Here is a 17,539-nt window from a genome sequence, read left to right on the forward strand (position 1 = left end):
GTGACGTACATCTTGATCTTGCAAAGCAGCACAGGCGCACAGAGATAGCGTATGTCCACGGTGGACTGGGTTTTGCTGGCCTGCGTGCTGGCATCGATGCTGCTAGGCGCCTGGCGCGGGCTGGTGTATGAGGTGCTGTCGCTGCTCGGCTGGCTGGTGGCCTTCGTCGTGGCCCGCATCTGGGCGGCCGACGTGGCGCTGTGGCTGCCCATGCAGGACTGGGACATGCAGCTGCGCTATGCCGCAGGCTTTGTGCTGTTGTTCGTGCTGGCGCTGTTCGGCTGGGGCCTGGTGTCCTGGCTGTCGCGCCGGCTGATCGAGGCGGTGGGCCTGAGGCCCGTGGACCGCACGCTGGGCGCGCTGTTCGGCGTGCTGCGCGGGGCGCTGCTGGCCCTGGTGGCAACGATGGTGATCAGCTACACGCCGCTGCACCAGGGACAGTGGTGGCAGGATTCAGCCCTGGCGCCGTGGCTGATGCAGGCGCTGGCTGCGGTTTTGCCGCAGCTGCCGCAGGAATGGGGACGCTATCTGCCGGCTGCATGACAAGGCGCTGCAGCGCAGGAGTCGGCTGGCAGAAACAGTTTGGATAGAGAAATCGGGCGCAGGCGTGGCCAATGGGTGGCTGCTACGGCCCAGACAGCGAAGGGCGACCTTCGCAAACGGATGGAACGCAACTATGTGTGGAATCGTTGGTGTAGTCAGCACCGCGCCCGTGAATCAACTGATCTATGACGCCCTGCTGCTGCTGCAGCACCGTGGCCAGGATGCCGCCGGCATCGTGACCCAGCAGGAACGCAAGTTCTTCATGCACAAGGCCAAGGGCATGGTGCGCGACGTGTTCCGCACCCGCAACATGCGCGCCCTGCCGGGCACGGTGGGCCTGGGCCAGGTGCGCTACCCGACGGCCGGCAACGCGACCAGCGAGGAAGAGGCCCAGCCCTTCTACGTGAACGCGCCCTTCGGCATCGTCATGGTGCACAACGGCAACCTCACCAACGCCAAGCAGCTGCGCGAGGAACTGTCGGACACCGACCACCGCCACACCAACACCGAGAGCGACTCCGAAGTCCTGCTCAACGTGCTGGCCCACGAGCTGGCCCGCGCCAGCAGCGGCGCACCGCTCAAGAGCGAAGACGTCTTCCAGGCCGTCAGCGCCGTGCACAAGCGCATCAAGGGCTCGTACGCCGTGATCGCGCTGATTGCGGGCTACGGCCTGCTGGCCTTCCGCGACCCCTTCGGCATCCGTCCCCTGTGCATGGGCCGCAGCGCCGACGGCACGGTGATGCTGGCCAGCGAATCCGTGGCCCTGGAAGGCACGCTGCACCAGCTCGAGCGCGATGTCGCTCCGGGTGAAGCCGTGTTCGTGCACAGCGACGGCCAGGTCGAAACCCGCCAGTGCGCCGAAAAGAGCGAGCTGCACCCCTGCGTGTTCGAGTACGTGTACCTGGCCCGTCCGGACTCGGTGCTCGACGGCATCTCCGTCTACCAGGCGCGCCTGAACATGGGCGAGACGCTGGCCAAGCGCGTGGTCTCCACCGTGCCGCCCAACGAGATCGACGCCATCATCCCGATTCCGGAATCCAGCCGGCCCAGCGCCATGCAGCTGGCCCAGCTGCTGGGCATCCCCTACCGCGAAGGCTTCGTCAAGAACCGCTACGTGGGCCGCACCTTCATCATGCCGGGCCAGGCCTCGCGCAAGAAATCCGTGCGCCAGAAGCTCAACGCCATCGGCAGCGAGTTCAAGGGCCGCAAGGTGCTGCTGGTGGACGACTCCATCGTGCGCGGCACCACCTCCAAGGAAATCGTGCAGATGGCGCGTGACGCCGGCGCCGTCAAGGTCTACCTGGCCTCGGCCGCTCCTCCGGTGCGCCATCCCAACGTCTACGGCATCGACATGCCCACGCGCGCCGAACTGGTGGCGCATGGCCGCACGGTCGAGGAAATCCGCCAGGTCATCGGCGCCGACGCGCTGATCTACCAGGACGTGGCCGCCATGAAGCAGACCGTGGGCAAGATCAATCCGCAGGTGCAGGGCTTCGAGGCCTCGTGCTTCGACGGCGTCTACATCACGGGCGACATCTCCGAGGACGAGGTCACGGCGCTCAACGAGGGTCGTAACCGGGGCGGGGAGGAAGAGGCCAGCGATGCGTCGCGCCTGTCCCTGCCCAATGCCCAGGAAGCCTGAGCGCCAGGGCATTCAGTGACAATGTCGGGCGGGCCTGTGGCCCGCCTTTTTTGACAAATGAGCTAAAAGCGCTGGTGCTGGAGCGTCCAGGGCCGCAAGGCCCTGGAAGCCGCCAGGTGACAAGTGCTTCTAGCTCCTTTTTTCCGGGCACCGCCACCGCTGGCGGGCTGCGCCCGATCCCCAAGGACCATCAACGTGACCAACAAGACACTTCCCGAAGGCCTGCATCCCGATACGCTGGCCCTGCGCGTGGGCGTGGAGCGAAGCCAGTGGGGTGAGCACAGCGAAGCCCTGTACATGACCAGCAGCTTCGTGCAGCCCGACTGTGCAACGGCCGCACGCCGCTTCGCCAATGAAGAGCCCGGCTACACCTACAGCCGCACCTCCAACCCCACGGTCACCAGCTTCGAGCAGCGCCTGGCCGCCATGGAGGGCACGGAATGCGCGGTGGCCACGTCCACGGGCATGTCGGCCATCTTGCTCGTGGCGCTGACCACGCTCAAGGCCGGCGACCATGTGATCTGCTCGCAGTCCATGTTCGGCTCCACCATCAAGCTGCTGGGCGGCGAGATGGCGCGCTTTGGCGTGGAGACCAGCTTTGTCTCGCAGACCGATGTGCAGGCCTGGAAGGCGGCCATCCGTCCCAACACGCGCCTTCTGTTCGCCGAGACGCCGACCAACCCGCTGACCGACCTGTGCGACATCGCCGCGCTGGCCGAGCTGGCGCACGCCCATGGCGCGCTGCTGGCCGTGGACAACAGCTTTGCATCGCCCGTGCTGCAGCAGCCTGCCAAGTTCGGCGCCGACCTGGTCGTGCACTCCGGCACCAAGCTGCTGGACGGCCAGGGCCGTGTCATGTCGGGCGCCGTCTGCGGCACGATGGCACTGGTGGACAAGGTCATGGGCACCTTTCTGCGCAGCGGCGGCCTGAACCTGGCACCGTTCAACGCCTGGGTGGTGCTCAAGGGGCTGGAGACGCTGTCCCTGCGCGTGAAGGCGCAAAGCGCCTCCGCGCTGGAGCTGGCCACCTGGCTGGAAGCTCATCCCAAGGTCGCCCGCGTCTACTACCCGGGCCTGGCCAGCCACCCGCAGCACGAGCTGGCCATGCGCCAGCAAAACGGCATGGGCGGCGGCGTGCTGTCCTTCGACGTGGTGGGCGAGGGCGCCGAACAGCTGCGCGCCAACGCCTTCCATGTGGCCGACAGCACCCGAGTGTGCTCGATCACGGCCAACCTGGGCGACGTCAAGACCACCATCACCCATCCGGCCAGCACCTCGCATGGCCGCCTGAGCGAAGAGCAGCGCCGTGCCGCCGGCATCGGCCAGGGCCTGCTGCGCATCTCCGTCGGACTGGAATACCTGGGCGACCTCAAGAACGATCTCTCCCGCGGACTGGATACCCTGCAATGACACAAAAAGTACGTACCCGTTTTGCCCCGTCTCCCACGGGCTTCATCCACCTGGGCAACATCCGCTCGGCCCTGTATCCCTGGGCCTTTGCGCGCGCCACGGGCGGCGATTTCATCCTGCGCATCGAGGACACCGACGTGGAGCGCTCCACCCAGGCCTCGGTGGACGTGATCATCGAGGGCATGGCCTGGCTGCAGCTGGACCATGACGAAGGTCCGTTCTATCAAATGCAGCGCATGGACCGCTACAAGGAGGTGCTGGCCGGCCTGCAGGCTTCGGGCCATGTCTACCCCTGCTACATGAGCGTGGAAGAACTCGACGCCCTGCGCGAGCGCCAGATGGCCAACAAGGAAAAGCCGCGCTACGACGGCACCTGGCGCCCTGAGGAAGGCAAGGTGCTGCCGCCCGTGCCCGAAGGCGTGCGTCCCGTGCTGCGCTTCAAGACGCCGAAGGGCGGCGTCGTGGCCTGGGAAGACAAGTGCAAGGGCCGCATCGAGTTCCAGAACAGCGAGCTGGACGACCTGGTGATCGCGCGCCCCGATGGCACGCCCACCTACAACTTCTGCGTCTGCGTGGACGACATGGACATGGCCATCACCCATGTCATCCGTGGCGACGACCACGTCAACAACACGCCGCGCCAGATCCACATCTTCGAGGCCCTGGGCGCCAGCGTGCCCGTGTTCGCCCATCTGCCCACCGTGCTCAACGAGCAGGGCGAGAAGATGAGCAAGCGCAACGGCGCCAAGGCCGTCACCCAGTACCGCGACGAAGGCTACCTGCCCGACGCCATGGTCAACTACCTGGCCCGCCTGGGCTGGAGCCACGGCGACGACGAAATCTTCAGCCGCGCCCAGTTCCTGGAGTGGTTCAACCTGGACCACCTGGGCCGCAGCGCTGGCCAGTTCGACGAGGCCAAGCTGCGCTGGGTCAACGCCCAGCACCTGAAGGCGCTGGACGACGCGGCCCTGGCAGAGCTGGTGCGCCCCTTCGTGCTCAAGACCGGCCTGGACCAGGCCCTGCTCGACGCAGACGACCGCCTGCCGCGCATCTGCGCCCTGTTCAAGGACCGCTGCGAAACCCTGGTCGATCTGGCCGGCTGGGTGCGCCTGTTCTATGTGGACGCCTTCGACCGCAACGCCGAGGACCTGGCAAAGCACGTGACCGACGCCGTGGCGCCCACCCTGGACGCCTTCGCCGAAGGCATCGCCTCGGTGGAGTGGAGCAAGGAAGCCATTGCTGCCCTGATCAAGGAAGTGCTCAAGGCCCAGGGCCTGAAGATGCCGCAACTGGCCATGCCGGTGCGCGTGCTGACGCTGGGCACAGCGCACACGCCTTCGGTGGATGCGGTGCTGGAGCTGCTGGGTCGTGAAAAAATTCTGGCGCGTTTGAAAAACCGCTGAAAACCTGTCTATAATTCGAGTCTCTGATGCAAACGCAGCAACTAACAAGAAGCAGCGATTGCAGCATGAAGGGGGTATAGCTCAGCTGGGAGAGCGCTTGCATGGCATGCAAGAGGTCATCGGTTCGATCCCGTTTACCTCCACCAAAATTGAGACTTGAGTTTGTAACGCAAGTTCTAGGATTGACCCTATCGTCTAGAGGCCTAGGACATCACCCTTTCACGGTGAGTACCGGGGTTCGAATCCCCGTAGGGTCGCCAAGTTTGCAGCACTTGGCTCGAAAGAGCGCAAAAGCTGTCTGCCAGGAGTGGTAGTTCAGTTGGTTAGAATACCGGCCTGTCACGCCGGGGGTCGCGGGTTCGAGTCCCGTCCACTCCGCCAAAATTTGTCGCTTGGTATGTAAGCGCCTTTGAAACACGAAGGCGCTTTTTTATCGGCGGATCACAGGCTGTGACCCTATCGTCTAGAGGCCTAGGACATCACCCTTTCACGGTGAGTACCGGGGTTCGAATCCCCGTAGGGTCGCCAAGTTTGCAGCACTTGGCTCGCAAGAGCGCAAAAGCTGCCTGCCAGGAGTGGTAGTTCAGTTGGTTAGAATACCGGCCTGTCACGCCGGGGGTCGCGGGTTCGAGTCCCGTCCACTCCGCCAGTATCGGATTCTTGGGGGTATAGCTCAGCTGGGAGAGCGCTTGCATGGCATGCAAGAGGTCATCGGTTCGATCCCGTTTACCTCCACCAAAAATCGAGACTTGAGTTTGTAACGCAAGTTCTAGGATTGACCCTATCGTCTAGAGGCCTAGGACATCACCCTTTCACGGTGAGTACCGGGGTTCGAATCCCCGTAGGGTCGCCAAGTTTGCAGCACTTGGCTCGAAAGAGCGCAAAAGTTGCCTGCCAGGAGTGGTAGTTCAGTTGGTTAGAATACCGGCCTGTCACGCCGGGGGTCGCGGGTTCGAGTCCCGTCCACTCCGCCAGATTCCTTGTGCAGACCCTCGTGTTTGCGCAGACAAGAAGCCACCGCAAGGTGGCTTTTTTGTTTCTGGTTGTTGCGGTTTTTGGTGTGACTTCTTCACATGGAAAGCCTTTGTGCACAAAACACGATCTATTGCCCAGATTTTTTAAGGGCAAACCCGGAACTTTCCCTCAACATTCGTAACAATAGACGGTGTCCTGTTTGCAGGGCGTCCATCTTTCACCGACTCGTCTGCCCCGCTCCATGCGCCTTGCGCCATCGTTTGTCTTTTCGTTGCTGATGCTGTTGTCCATCTTCTGCGGGCAGGTGGCAGCTTCGGCATCTTCCGATGGACTGGAAGGCGATGGCCTGCTGGCGCACCATCCCGTCGTGACCATCGATGAGGAATTCCTCGAGGAACTCGCGGAAGTGGAGGAAGACGACGAGACCGAGTTTGCCGAGCTGACGGCACACAGCGGCAACAAGCGCCAGCTGCTGGCCCTGCTGGCCTGCGGCGAGGACCGTTCCGCCGAGATGTACTGGCCGCCCGAGCCCATCGCCGTGCAGGTGGTGTCGCTGTGGGCCCCGCCTTCGACCTATTCCCAGGCGCACCTGTCGCCCGCCCCGGGCCAGCTGCTGCGCCCTCCAAGACCTTCCCTGCTCGGCTGACCGCATATTGCGGCGCAGGCATGCCTTGTGCCCCTTGCGCCCCTTGTCGGCTGACGCATCCCACTGCCTGATCACTGCTCGTGCGCGCCTTGCTGGCGTGCACGCCATGCCGTCGTCCGCGCGCTGACTGCGCACGGCGCGGCCATGCCCGTTCCCGCGTGGTCCGCAGGGAAGGGCCCATCTCTTACTCAACCCCTCGACTGTCGCTTTGCGGCAGATGCATGCCATGGTGAATCCAACGGTATTGGCGGGAATGGCCCCCGCCCGTTTTCCATCCTGTTCGCGCAAGGTCCTGCAAGGCGCGATCTGCAGCCTGCTGGTGGGCTGGGGTGCTGGCGCTTCGGCGCAGGCCCATCCCCCTGGCAAGCCCCAGGCGTCCCAGGCGCCCCTGACGCAGGCGGCTCCGGCCGCCGCCGAGGCCGCCGAGGCCGCGGCGTCCCGTACGCCGATCGTGCCGAAGGCCGGTTCGGCCGCAGAGGCGCCTTCGGTGGCTTCGGCCGCCGCACAGCGCCTGCCCCAGCTGAGCCTGAACGAGGTCGTTCGCGCCGTGCTGGACCACAACCCCGATCTGCGCGCTGTCGAGCAGTCCCGGACCACGGCGCGCGCAGGCGTGGTCAGCGCCTCGGCGCTGCCCAATCCCAAGCTCGAATGGAACCAGGGCCGCAACAGCGCCCGCGTTCCGGGCGCGGCAGCCGGCACGGTGCAGGGCTGGGCCGTGGCCTTGCCCATCGAGAACCCCGCCGTGCGCGGTGCGCGCGTGGAGGCCGCGAGGGCAGGCGAGCAGGGCTCGGTGCACTTCGTGGCGACCACGCGCAATGCGCTGGTGGCCCAGGTGCGGCTGCGCGCCTACGAAATGGTGCTGCGCGAGGCGGAGGTCGAGGCCGCCAAGGAGGCGGTGCGCCTTCTGGAGCAGGCCCATGAGCGCGTCCGCGTCCGCGTGGACAGCGGCGAGGCGGCCCGCTACGAAATCATCAAGGCCGATGCCGAAATCATCCAGGCGCGCCAGCAGGAGCAGACCGCAAGGCTGCGTGCCGAGCAGGCGCAGCTGGCGCTGGGCCGCCTGGCCGCAGGCCAGCTGCCCGTGCGCTTCCGCCTGGATGTGTCGCTGGAGGATCCGCTGCGCATCGAGGACATGGGCGAGATCGATCCCATGGAGCATCCCGAACTGCGCCAGCTCAAGGCGGAGGTCGAGCGTGCCCAGGCGCGGCTTGACGGTGCCAAGGCCTCGCGCTGGCCGGGCGTGGAGCTGCGCTACGGCCAGACGCGCGAGCCCGATGTGCGCCTGAACACGGTGGGCGTGAGCATCCAGATCCCCTTGCTCGACCAGCACCGCGGCCCCATCGACGAGGCGGCCTCCGAGCTGGAGCGCGCGCGTCTGCAGCTGGAAGGCCGGCAGATCGAGCTGCGCCAGCAGACGCTGCAGGCCTGGAAGGAGCTGGAGATGGCGCGACTGCGCACCCAGGCACTGAGCCAGGGTTCGGTGCGCGAGGCCGAGTCGGCCCTGCGCGTGGCCGAGGCCGCCTACCGCTTCGGCGAGCGCGGCATTCTCGATGTGCTCGATGCGCAGCGCGTGCTGCGCTCCATCCGTGCAGACCTGCTCGACGCGCGCTACCAGCTGCAGGCGGCGCGCATACAGCTCGAATACCTGGCGGGCCGCTACGACGATCCGTCCGCGCTGTGAAGCGCGCCCCTGCCTCACACCCGAAATCAGAAACGAACATGTCCTTGAATATGCATCCGCAACCCATCGCCGCCCGCGCAGGCAGCAGCACCTTGGTGAACTCCCTGGCCCTGGCCGGCCTGCTGGCCGCAACGCTGGCGCTGAGCGCCTGCGGCAAGAACGAAGAGGCCGAAGCCAAGGCGGCGCCCGCAGCGGCCGCTGCGCAGGAGCAGGACCCGATGGAGGTCCGCGTCACCGCCGAGATGGCGCCCAACTTCGCCGTCAAGCCCGTGGCGCAGGCGCAGATCGCGCTGCTGCAGGAGGTGTCCGGCCGCATCGAGGCCAATGAGCGCCAGGTCACCCGCATTGGCGCGGCCGCCACGGGACGCGTGACCGAAGTGCTGGTCGAAGTGGGCGACCGCGTGCGCGCGGGCCAGGTGCTGGCCCGCGTGGCCAGCCCCGAGCTGACCACCGCCCAGCTGGCCTATCTGCGTGCACACTCCGCCGCCACGCTGGCCGAGCGCGGCGTGGAGCGCGCGCGCCAGCTGATAGCCGCCGACGTCATCGGCTCGGCCGAGCTGCAGCGCCGCGAGTCCGAGCTGTCGATTGCGCGCGCCGAGCAGCGCGCTGCCGGCGACCAGTTGCGCCTGATCGGCATTCCCGACAGCGCCATCGCCCAGCTGCGCGACAAGGGCACGCTGCAGTCGCATGCGGCCGTGCTGTCCACAGGGGCCGGCGTGGTGATCGAGCGCAAGGTCAGCTCCGGCCAGGTGACCCAGCCCGGCGATCCGCTGTTCACCGTGGCCGACCTGAGCAGCGTCTGGGTGGTGGGCGCGATCCCCGAGCAGATGGCCAGCGGCGTGCGTGCCGGCCAGGCCGTGGAGATCGCCGTGCCCGCCCTGGGCGAGCGGGTGCTGTCGGGCCAGATCGTGCATGTGGGCGACACCGTCACGCCCGAGACCCGCACCGTCACCATCCGAACCCAGGTGGACAACCCCGAGCGCGACCTCAAGCCCCAGATGCTGGCCACCATGCGCATCCAGGGCGAGGTGCGCCAGCTGCTGGCCGTGCCGGCCGAGGCCGTGGTGCGCGAGAACGACCGCGACCATGTCTTCGTCAAGAAGGGCGAGAACCACTACCGCCTCACGCCCGTCGAGCTGGGCACCGCCAGCGGCGGCATGCGCCCCGTGAACAAGGGCGTGGCCGATGGCACGGTCATCGTCACCACGGGTGCCTTCCACCTGAACAACGAGCGCAAGCGCGCAGAGCTGGAGTAAGCCCATGATCGCTTCCATGATCCGGGCCGCACTGAGCCAGCGGCTCATCGTGATCGTGCTCTCGCTGGTGCTGTGCGGCTTCGGCCTGCGCGCCGCCATGAATCTGTCGGTGGATGCCTTTCCTGACGTGACCAACGTCCAGGTTCAGGTGGCCACCGAGGCGCCAGGCCGTTCGCCCGAGGAAATCGAGCGCTTCGTGACCGTGCCGCTGGAAATCGCCATGACCGGCATGCCGGGCCTGGTGGAGATGCGCTCGCTCAACAAGAGCGGCCTGTCCATCATCACCCTGGTCTTCACCGATGCCACCGACGTGTACTTTGCACGCCAGCTCGTCACCGAGCGGCTGATGGAGGTCACGCCGCGCATGCCCGCAGGCATCATCCCCGTGCTGGGGCCGGTGTCCACGGGCCTGGGCGAGGTCTACCAGTACACGCTGGACCATCCCGACGACGGCAAGCGGGCCCTCACGCCCGAGGAGCTGACCGAGCGCCGCACCATCCAGGACTGGGTGGCGCGCCCGCTGCTGCGCTCCATTCCCGGCGTGGCCGAAATCAACTCGCAGGGCGGCTACGTCAAGCAGTACCAGGTGGAGGTCGATCCCGGCCGGCTGCGCCACTACGGCCTGTCCGTGCGCCATGTGGTCCAGGCCATCGCCGACAACAACGCCAATGCCAGCGGCGGCATCCTGCCCCAGGTCACCGAGCAGTACCTGATCCGCGCCGTGGGCCTGGTCCAGTCGCTGGATGACATCGGCAACATCGTTCTCAAGCAGGAAGGCGGCGTGCCGGTCTTCGTGCGCGATGTGGCCGAAGTCCAGCTGGGCCAGGAAGTGCGCCAGGGCGCCATCATCAAGGGCGGCTATACCGAAGGCGTCTCCGGCATCGTGCTGATGATGCGCGGCGGCAATGCCAAGGAGGTGGTCACCCGCGTGAAGGAGCGCGTGCAGGAGATCAACTCCAAGGGCATGCTCCCCGGCGGCCTGCAGATCGTTCCCTACTACGACCGTACCGACCTGGTCGACTCGGCGCTGTGGACCGTGGGCAAGGTGCTGATCGAGGGCATCCTGCTCGTGGTCGTGGTGCTCTTCATCTTCCTGGGTGACGTGCGCTCCAGCCTGATCGTGGTGGCCACGCTGATCATCACGCCGCTGACCACCTTCATCATGATGAACCGCTGGGGCATCTCGGCCAACCTCATGTCGCTGGGGGGGCTGGCGATCGCCATCGGCCTCATGGTCGATGCCACCGTGGTGGTGGTGGAGAACGTGTTCCACAAGCTCGGCCAGGCCGGCGACAGCATGGGCGCACGCGTGCGCACCGTGCTGTCGGCCACCACCGAGGTGGCCACGCCCACCATCTTCGGCATCGCCATCATCATCCTGGTGTTCCTGCCGCTGATGACGCTGCAAGGCATCGAAGGCAAGATGTTCGGCCCGCTGGCGCTGACCATCGCGATCTCGCTGGCCGTCTCGCTGGCCGTGTCGCTGTTCCTGTCGCCCGTGCTGTGCTCGTACTTCCTCAAGGGCGGCGCGGACCATGACACGCGCCTGATCGCCTTCCTCAAGCGCCACTACCTGCGCCTGCTGGACCTGGCCACCGCGCGCAACCGCGCCACGCTGGCCGTGGCCGTGGCGCTGCTGCTGGGCTCGCTGGGACTGTTCCCGCTGCTGGGCAAGTCCTTCATGCCCACCATGAAGGAGGGGGCGCTGACGCCGCAGATCAACCGCGTGCCCAGCATCTCGCTGGACGAGTCCATCCGCATGGAAATGGCGGCGATGAAGTCCGTGGCCGAAGTGCCCGGCGTGCTCAGCGTGGTCTCCAAGCTCGGACGCGGCGAATCGCCGGCCGATCCCGCAGGCCCCAACGAGTCCGACCCCATCGTGCTGCTGGACCCCGAGTCCGACCGCACCCAGGATGAGATCGACGAAGACATCCGCCAGCGCCTGTCCTCGATCCCGGGCGTGCAGATCGTGCTGTCCCAGCCGATCTCCGAGCGCGTGGACGAAATGGTCACGGGCGTGCGCTCGCAACTGGCCATCAAGGTCTTCGGCGACGAGCTGAGCGAGCTGCGCGACGTGTCCGAGCAGGTCGCACGCATCCTCAAGAGCGTGCCGGGCAGCACGGACATCCGCGTCGAGCGCCTGTCAGGCCAGCAGGCGCTGACCGTGGATATCGACCGCAAGGCGATCGCCCGCCACGGCCTGAACGTCACCGACGTGCAGGGCGTGATCGAGTCGGCCATCGGCGGCAAGGAAGTGACCACGGTCTACGAGGGCGAGCGCCGCTACAACGTGGTGGTTCGCTTCCCCGAGCCGTTCCGCGGCTCGCCCGCCGCCATCGGCGCCACCTTGCTGACCACGGCCACGGGCGCCCAGGTGCCGCTGAGCAGCGTGGCCCGCATCGAGCTGGTGGACGGCCCCGCGCAGATCAGCCGCGAAGGCGGCAAGCGCCGCGTGGTGGTGGGAGCCAACGTGGAAGGGCGCGACCTGGGCGGCTTCGTGACCGAAGTGCAGCAGCGCATCGACAGTGAAGTGCAGTTGCCCGATGGCTACTACTTCAAGTACGGTGGCCAGTTCGAGAACATGGAGCGCGCCATGGGCACGCTGCAGATCATCGTGCCGCTGACCATCGTGGCCATCTTCTTCCTGCTGTTCCTGCTGTTCAACTCGGTCAAGCTGGCCGGGCTGATCATCCTGGTGCTGCCCTTCGCCTCCATCGGGGGACTGATAGGCCTGTTCGTCACGGGCGAATACGTGAGCGTGCCGGCATCGGTGGGCTTCATCGCGCTGTGGGGCATTGCGGTGCTCAACGGCGTGGTGCTGGTCTCCTGCATCCGCAAGCTGCGCGAAGATGGCATGAACGTGGCCGAGGCCGTGCGCGAAGGCTGCGTGCAGCGCTTCCGCCCCGTGATGATGACGGCCACCGTCGCGCTGCTGGGCCTGGTGCCCTTCCTGTTCGCCACCGGCCCCGGCTCGGAGGTGCAACGCCCGCTGGCCATCGTGGTGATCGGTGGCCTGATCTCGTCCACCCTGCTCACGCTGGTGGTGTTGCCGACCCTGTACCGCTGGTTTGACGAAAAACCGCTGGAAGCCTGATGAAGGAGACACTGCAATGACCATGAAGGAAATCCGGGCCATCGTGCGCCCCAGCCGCCTGGAGCGCCTGCGCGACGCGCTGCGCGCCATTCCCAACTTCCCCGGCGTGACGCTGTTCCGTGCCGAGGGCTTCACGGCCCCGGCCGCCATCGACAAGCGCAGCGTGAAGGAGGAGTTGACCGACTTCTCCGACAAGATCATGGTCTGCGTGCTGGCCGAGGCATCCATGGTCGAGCCCATCCGCGCGGCCATCACCTCGGCCTGTCACTCGGGCCAGGTCGGCGACGGCCTGGTCTGGGTGGTGGACATCGCCGAGATCCACCGCATACGCGACGGGCAAAGCCTGGCCTGACCCGGGCTTGAGCAGGGCGCCGGAATGCAGGGCGACATAAAAAAGTCATGCATTCCGGAATTGCCCCAAAAACGCTGTGCTACAATTTTTGAATCGCAGCAACGAAGCAGTGCAACGTTGCAGCAAGGGGGTATAGCTCAGCTGGGAGAGCGCTTGCATGGCATGCAAGAGGTCATCGGTTCGATCCCGTTTACCTCCACCAAAAATTGAGACTTGAGTATTTACGCAAGTTCTAGGATTGACCCTATCGTCTAGAGGCCTAGGACATCACCCTTTCACGGTGAGTACCGGGGTTCGAATCCCCGTAGGGTCGCCAAGTTTGCAGCACTTGGCTCGCAAGAGCGCAAAAGCTGTCTGCCAGGAGTGGTAGTTCAGTTGGTTAGAATACCGGCCTGTCACGCCGGGGGTCGCGGGTTCGAGTCCCGTCCACTCCGCCAGATTCCTTGTGCAAACCACCGCGTTTGCGCAGACAAGAAGCCACCGCAAGGTGGCTTTTTTTCGTCTGCAGTTTCGCTGCGGGCCGCGTCTCGATGGGGCCTGCCCAGTGCGATGGCAGGGGCCTGCGCTGCAGGCAGTTCCTGCTTCCATCCCGATGTATCGGGCATCACCAGTCCGTCATGATCCAGGCCCATCATCCACGGCGAGGGAAAGCCATGGTGATGCGATGCGCCATAGGCGATGCCTGCCGATTTTCCACAGCCGATAGCCGTGTCTCCGTTTGCACTGGCGGGACGTCTTCCAGGCAGGTGTGAGCAGCCATTCCAGGCCCGGTCCTGCCGCCGGAACTGGTAATGCTTCTCATTTCAATGTTGGAAAACGTCAAAGGAGCGCCACTGCATGCCATGGTCCCGGTTCAAGTTTCAGCACGTCTGCAAGGCCGCACAGCCCTTGCCGATCCTGTTGCAGGACGCATGGATCCGGCGAGGGCGGCCGCCGCCCTGAGGCCGTCATGAGGCCGATCTAGGCCCGATCTAGGCCTGCCTCCCAAGTCACGCCGATGCGCATCGGCGCGCACTGATGCCCTGCGGTCAGCGGTTGTGCCTCCGCTTGCCGCCTGTGCCGAGTCCCGCTCCGCCCTATTGCACGGGCGGCACGCCGGCCGTCCATCGACCTGCGGTCGACATTTCCCCTTGACGTTCTTGCCTAGCTTGCGAGAGGAACTGCATCGTGTCCTTGAATCACACACATTCTTCGCTGGAAGAGGTCTTCATTGCTTCGCGTGGACAGTTGGTGAGGGTCGCGCGAAGAATTCTCAGGAATCCCGAACTGGCCGACGACGCCGTGCAGGACACCTATCTGCGCGTTGCCGAGATGCGCAGCGATGCCGAGATCGCCAGGCCCGCCGCCTACTGGACGCGCGCCGTCTGCAACATGGCGCTGGACTACCTGCGCCGCCAGGAGCGCGAGAACACCTACCGCACCCACGGCGTGGATGTGGAGACGCTGGAGATACCGGACGGCCGCTCGCCCGAGCGCAGCCTGTTCGAGTCCCAGGCCATACGCCTGATCGACCAAGCTCTTGATGAGGTGCCGCCCAAGACACGGGAGACCTTCGAGCTGTACCGCATCAAGGGACTCACGCAGCGCCAGATCGCCGAGCACATGGAGTGCGCGCTGGGCCTGGTGAACGCCAGGATTGCCGACGCCTGCAAGGCCATCCATGTCCACCGCTCGCTGCTGGACCGCCATTGAACGGTGCAGCCCGGCGCACGACCCGGAACCGGCGCGCACGCGGCGTGAACAGTTTCGGATCCGGAACGTCATGTTCAACAGAGGCGCAGTACCGGGTCGCCGCGATCCGGAACTGGCCTCACCGATGTTCAACTGCACAAGGACGCCTGCATGTCTACAAGCTGCTTCGACCGCGAAGACGAAACCTTCATCGTTCTGGTCAACCACGAGGAACAGTATTCCATCTGGCCGCACTGGAAGGCCGTGCCCGGCGGCTGGACCGCCGTGGAGGGCGTGAAGGGCGACAAGAAAACCGTGCTCGACTACGTGGACGCCACCTGGACCGACATGCGGCCCAAGTCGCTGCGCGTGTGGATGCAGCAGCAGGAACAGGCGGGCTCCGGCGCCGCGCTGCACAAGGCCGATACCGATACCGAAACCGCAGCGGGCTGACGCGCATGCACGCGCCGCTGACCCTGCTGTGCCTGCCGTGCGCAGGCGCCAGCGCCACCATGTACCTGCGCTGGCGCAGGCTGCTGCCCCACTGGATCCGCATTGCGCCGGTGGAGCTGCCGGGGCGGGGCAGCCGGCTGGGCGAGCCTGCGGTCGAGGACTTCGGGCAGCTGGTATCGCTGCTGTGCGCCGAGCAGCGCCAGGCCATGCGCGGCCGCTTTGCGCTGCTGGGCCACAGCATGGGCGCGCTGCTGGCCTTCGGCATGGCGCGGCAGTTGCGCGAGGAGGGCAGGGAGCTGCCGCTGGCTCTGGTTGCCTCGGGCAGCCCGGCACCGGCCTGCCGTGCTCCCGAGCGCTTTGCGGGCAAGGGCGACGATGCGGCGCTGATTGCCGATCTGCGCAGACAGGGCGGCACGCCCGAAGAGGTGTTTGGCAGCCCCGAGCTCATGCGCATCACGCTGGATGTGCTGGGGTCCGACTACCGCGTCTGCGAGAGCTTCGGCCATGTGCCCGCTGCGGGCCTGCCGCTGCCGGTGCACGTCTTTGCGGGGCGGCAGGACGACATCGAGGCGCCCCGCGTCCAGGCCTGGTCGCAGGAGGCCGCCGGGGCCTTCACGCTGGACTGGTTCGAGGGCGGGCATTTCTTCATCAGGCAGCGCGAAGGCGATGTGCTGGCCGTGCTGGAGCAGCGCCTGGCCGGGTCCCAGTCACTCCAGGGGGAAATCCATGCAGCTCGTGTCCGTGCGTGAGGCCATGAGCCAGGGCATCGAGGTCTTCAGGCTGGACCTGGACCTGTCGGCCGAACTGAGCGACAGCCTGCCGCACCTGACCCCCGAGGAGCGCGGTCGCGCCGCGCGCTTCGTGCGGGCCGCCGACCGGCTGCGCTTCGCACAGACGCGCGCTGCCACGCGGCGGCTGCTGGGGCGCAGGCTGGGCTGCTGCCCGGCCGATGTGCCGCTGGCGGTCGGCGTCCACGGCAAGCCCTTTGTCGACGAGGACCCGCTGCGGGCACCGCTCTTCAACGTCTCGCATTCGGGCGGCCATGCGCTGATCGCGCTGGCCGACCCCGGTGGCGTGCTGCACCTGGGCGTGGACATCGAGCAGCACAAGCCCGACCTCGATGCCGAGGTCATGCTCGACGCCGTCTGCACCGACCAGGAACGCGCCAGCGTGCGCCGTGCGCCTGATCGGCTGGCGGCCTTCTACCAGCGCTGGGTGGGCAAGGAGGCCGTGCTCAAGGCCATCGGCATTGGCGTGGCCGAGCACCTGCGCTCCATAGGCATCAGCCCGGGAGGGGACGGACGGCTGGCCATCGCCTGCGCGGTCCCCGACTGGAATGGTTTTCAAGCGATGGCGCTGCCAGCGCCGCCGGGCTACGCGGCAGCTCTTGCGTGGCGCACCAAGGAATCGACATGAACGAAACCCTCCAGCGCTTCGAGCGCAAGGCCCCCGCGGGCTCGCTGCTTCCCCAGCTCATCACGCCCGCCCAGCCGGGCCAGGACCTGCTGGCCGCGCTGCCGCCGCTGCGCCGCGACATCGACGAGGCGCTGCTGACCACGGGCGGCGTTCTGCTGCGCGGCTTTGGCGTACCCGATGTGGAGACCTTCCAGCGCTTCGCCTCGGCCTTCGGCCATCCGCTGCTCAAGTACGAATTCGCCTCCACGCCGCGCAGCGCGGTCGAGGCCTCCAGCGGCGCGGGCGTCTACACCTCCACCGAGTACCCGGCCCACCAGAGCATTCCACTGCACAACGAGCAGGCCTACACGCGCGAGTGGCCCATGAAGATCTGGTTCCACTGCGTCACCGCATCGCCCGAGGGCGGCGAGACGCCGATTGCCGACAGCCGTGCGGTCTACCGCCGCATTCCGGCGCGCATCCGCGAGCTGTTCGAGCCCGGCATCCTCTACGTGCGCAACTTCGGCGAGATGGACGTGCCCTGGCAGAAGGTCTTCAACACCGAAAGCCGCGCCGAGGTCGAGGCCTTCTGCCGCCATGCGCGCATGGACTGGGAGTGGAAGGAGGACGACGGCCTGCGCACGCGCCAGTTGTGCCAGGCCATGGAAAGCCATCCCGTCACGGGCGAGATGGTCTGGTTCAACCAGGCCCACCTGTTCCACATCTCGGCGCGCGAGCCCGAGGAGCGCGAGGTGCTGGAGGAGGTCTACGGCATCGAGAACCTGCCGCGCAACACCTTCTTCGCCGACGGCTCCACCATCGGCGACGACATCTTCGCCGAGGTGCGCGCCGCGCTGGATGCCGAGACCGTCAGCTTCCCCTGGGAGCAGGGCGACGTGCTGATGCTGGACAACATGCTCGTGGCCCATGCCCGCTCGCCCTTCAAGGGGCCGCGCAAGGTCATCGTCGCCATGGCCGAGCCGCGCAGCAATCTGGACCGTTTCTGAGAACCCGGGAG

General features: G+C 66.4%; 14 protein-coding genes and 11 tRNA genes. All 25 read left to right on the plus strand.

Going from position 1 to position 17,539, the window contains the following annotated elements:
* Window positions 1-51 precede the first annotated feature (51 nt).
* The 25 genes from HFGMBDPB_RS11655 (at window position 52) to HFGMBDPB_RS11775 (ending at window position 17,528) form a co-directional block, all read left to right on the plus strand.
* Window positions 52-543 (plus strand): CvpA family protein, encoded by a 492-nt coding sequence (locus HFGMBDPB_RS11655; protein ID WP_016451425.1) that lies wholly within the window; start codon window positions 52-54, stop codon window positions 541-543.
* Window positions 544-676: 133 nt separating this feature from the next.
* On the plus strand, window positions 677-2,185 hold the full coding sequence (gene purF, locus HFGMBDPB_RS11660) for an amidophosphoribosyltransferase (RefSeq protein WP_016449259.1): 1,509 nt from the start codon (window positions 677-679) through the stop codon (window positions 2,183-2,185).
* 195 nt (window positions 2,186-2,380) lie between these two features.
* Complete coding sequence (locus tag HFGMBDPB_RS11665; RefSeq protein WP_017404950.1) at window positions 2,381-3,595, plus strand: O-succinylhomoserine sulfhydrylase; 1,215 nt, start codon at window positions 2,381-2,383, stop codon at window positions 3,593-3,595.
* Window positions 3,592-4,998: a glutamate--tRNA ligase gene (gene gltX / locus HFGMBDPB_RS11670; protein ID WP_017404949.1), complete on the plus strand. Its 1,407-nt coding sequence runs from the start codon at window positions 3,592-3,594 to the stop codon at window positions 4,996-4,998. The genes HFGMBDPB_RS11665 and gltX overlap by 4 nt, the downstream gene beginning before the upstream one ends.
* Window positions 4,999-5,068: 70 nt before the next feature.
* Window positions 5,069-5,144, plus strand: a tRNA-Ala gene (locus HFGMBDPB_RS11675).
* Between the two features lie 38 nt (window positions 5,145-5,182).
* Window positions 5,183-5,258 (plus strand) — tRNA-Glu (locus HFGMBDPB_RS11680).
* A 44-nt stretch (window positions 5,259-5,302) separates the two neighbouring features.
* A tRNA-Asp gene (locus tag HFGMBDPB_RS11685) sits at window positions 5,303-5,379 on the plus strand.
* Between the two features lie 71 nt (window positions 5,380-5,450).
* A tRNA-Glu gene (locus HFGMBDPB_RS11690) sits at window positions 5,451-5,526 on the plus strand.
* A 44-nt stretch (window positions 5,527-5,570) separates the two neighbouring features.
* A tRNA-Asp gene (locus HFGMBDPB_RS11695) sits at window positions 5,571-5,647 on the plus strand.
* Window positions 5,648-5,660: 13 nt separating this feature from the next.
* Window positions 5,661-5,736: transfer RNA gene (locus HFGMBDPB_RS11700), tRNA-Ala, on the plus strand.
* Window positions 5,737-5,775: 39 nt separating this feature from the next.
* Window positions 5,776-5,851, plus strand: a tRNA-Glu gene (locus HFGMBDPB_RS11705).
* A 44-nt stretch (window positions 5,852-5,895) separates the two neighbouring features.
* A tRNA-Asp gene (locus HFGMBDPB_RS11710) sits at window positions 5,896-5,972 on the plus strand.
* Window positions 5,973-6,250: 278 nt separating this feature from the next.
* Window positions 6,251-6,619 carry a hypothetical protein gene (locus HFGMBDPB_RS11715; protein WP_017407525.1) on the plus strand — a complete coding sequence of 123 codons (369 nt, stop codon included), beginning with the start codon at window positions 6,251-6,253 and terminating at the stop codon, window positions 6,617-6,619.
* 226 nt (window positions 6,620-6,845) lie between these two features.
* Complete coding sequence (locus HFGMBDPB_RS11720) at window positions 6,846-8,300, plus strand: TolC family protein (protein ID WP_016451428.1); 1,455 nt, start codon at window positions 6,846-6,848, stop codon at window positions 8,298-8,300.
* Window positions 8,301-8,338: 38 nt separating this feature from the next.
* On the plus strand, window positions 8,339-9,556 hold the full coding sequence (locus tag HFGMBDPB_RS11725) for an efflux RND transporter periplasmic adaptor subunit (RefSeq protein ID WP_016450795.1): 1,218 nt from the start codon (window positions 8,339-8,341) through the stop codon (window positions 9,554-9,556).
* Between the two features lie 4 nt (window positions 9,557-9,560).
* Window positions 9,561-12,650: an efflux RND transporter permease subunit gene (locus HFGMBDPB_RS11730; RefSeq protein WP_016450796.1), complete on the plus strand. Its 3,090-nt coding sequence runs from the start codon at window positions 9,561-9,563 to the stop codon at window positions 12,648-12,650.
* 16 nt (window positions 12,651-12,666) lie between these two features.
* Window positions 12,667-13,002 carry a P-II family nitrogen regulator gene (locus HFGMBDPB_RS11735; protein ID WP_016450797.1) on the plus strand — a complete coding sequence of 112 codons (336 nt, stop codon included), beginning with the start codon at window positions 12,667-12,669 and terminating at the stop codon, window positions 13,000-13,002.
* 126 nt (window positions 13,003-13,128) lie between these two features.
* A tRNA-Ala gene (locus HFGMBDPB_RS11740) sits at window positions 13,129-13,204 on the plus strand.
* 38 nt (window positions 13,205-13,242) lie between these two features.
* Window positions 13,243-13,318, plus strand: a tRNA-Glu gene (locus HFGMBDPB_RS11745).
* A gap of 44 nt (window positions 13,319-13,362) precedes the next feature.
* Window positions 13,363-13,439: transfer RNA gene (locus HFGMBDPB_RS11750), tRNA-Asp, on the plus strand.
* Between the two features lie 730 nt (window positions 13,440-14,169).
* Complete coding sequence (locus HFGMBDPB_RS11755) at window positions 14,170-14,694, plus strand: sigma-70 family RNA polymerase sigma factor (RefSeq protein ID WP_212645424.1); 525 nt, start codon at window positions 14,170-14,172, stop codon at window positions 14,692-14,694.
* Window positions 14,695-14,844: 150 nt separating this feature from the next.
* Complete coding sequence (locus tag HFGMBDPB_RS11760; RefSeq protein WP_043790278.1) at window positions 14,845-15,126, plus strand: MbtH family protein; 282 nt, start codon at window positions 14,845-14,847, stop codon at window positions 15,124-15,126.
* Between the two features lie 5 nt (window positions 15,127-15,131).
* Entirely contained in the window at window positions 15,132-15,875 is a 744-nt protein-coding gene (locus HFGMBDPB_RS11765) for a thioesterase II family protein (protein WP_212645425.1), read from the plus strand.
* The gene (locus HFGMBDPB_RS11770; protein WP_212645426.1) at window positions 15,853-16,542 is read left to right on the plus strand and encodes a 4'-phosphopantetheinyl transferase family protein; all 690 of its coding nucleotides are present in this window, start codon (window positions 15,853-15,855) and stop codon (window positions 16,540-16,542) included. Before HFGMBDPB_RS11765 ends, HFGMBDPB_RS11770 begins: the two co-directional genes overlap by 23 nt.
* Window positions 16,539-17,528, plus strand: coding sequence for a TauD/TfdA family dioxygenase (locus HFGMBDPB_RS11775; protein WP_016450666.1), 990 nt, complete (start codon window positions 16,539-16,541; stop codon window positions 17,526-17,528). The genes HFGMBDPB_RS11770 and HFGMBDPB_RS11775 overlap by 4 nt, the downstream gene beginning before the upstream one ends.
* The last annotated feature ends 11 nt before the right edge of the window (window positions 17,529-17,539 follow it).

Source organism: Delftia sp. PE138 (assembly GCF_018320755.1).
GTDB lineage: Bacteria > Pseudomonadota > Gammaproteobacteria > Burkholderiales > Burkholderiaceae_C > Comamonas > Comamonas tsuruhatensis.

Excerpts from the sequence above, each read along its gene's own strand:
- HFGMBDPB_RS11655 (WP_016451425.1), top strand. The coding sequence starts at position 52 with ATGTCCACGGTGGACTGGGTTTTGCTGGCCTGCGTGCTGGCATCGATG.
- purF (WP_016449259.1), top strand. The coding sequence starts at position 677 with ATGTGTGGAATCGTTGGTGTAGTCAGCACCGCGCCCGTGAATCAACTG.
- gltX (WP_017404949.1), top strand. The coding sequence starts at position 3,592 with ATGACACAAAAAGTACGTACCCGTTTTGCCCCGTCTCCCACGGGCTTC.
- HFGMBDPB_RS11715 (WP_017407525.1), top strand. The coding sequence starts at position 6,251 with ATGCTGTTGTCCATCTTCTGCGGGCAGGTGGCAGCTTCGGCATCTTCC.
- HFGMBDPB_RS11720 (WP_016451428.1), top strand. The coding sequence starts at position 6,846 with ATGGTGAATCCAACGGTATTGGCGGGAATGGCCCCCGCCCGTTTTCCA.
- HFGMBDPB_RS11725 (WP_016450795.1), top strand. The coding sequence starts at position 8,339 with ATGTCCTTGAATATGCATCCGCAACCCATCGCCGCCCGCGCAGGCAGC.
- HFGMBDPB_RS11730 (WP_016450796.1), top strand. The coding sequence starts at position 9,561 with ATGATCGCTTCCATGATCCGGGCCGCACTGAGCCAGCGGCTCATCGTG.
- HFGMBDPB_RS11735 (WP_016450797.1), top strand. The coding sequence starts at position 12,667 with ATGACCATGAAGGAAATCCGGGCCATCGTGCGCCCCAGCCGCCTGGAG.
- HFGMBDPB_RS11760 (WP_043790278.1), top strand. The coding sequence starts at position 14,845 with ATGTCTACAAGCTGCTTCGACCGCGAAGACGAAACCTTCATCGTTCTG.
- HFGMBDPB_RS11765 (WP_212645425.1), top strand. The coding sequence starts at position 15,132 with ATGCACGCGCCGCTGACCCTGCTGTGCCTGCCGTGCGCAGGCGCCAGC.
- HFGMBDPB_RS11770 (WP_212645426.1), top strand. The coding sequence starts at position 15,853 with ATGCAGCTCGTGTCCGTGCGTGAGGCCATGAGCCAGGGCATCGAGGTC.
- HFGMBDPB_RS11775 (WP_016450666.1), top strand. The coding sequence starts at position 16,539 with ATGAACGAAACCCTCCAGCGCTTCGAGCGCAAGGCCCCCGCGGGCTCG.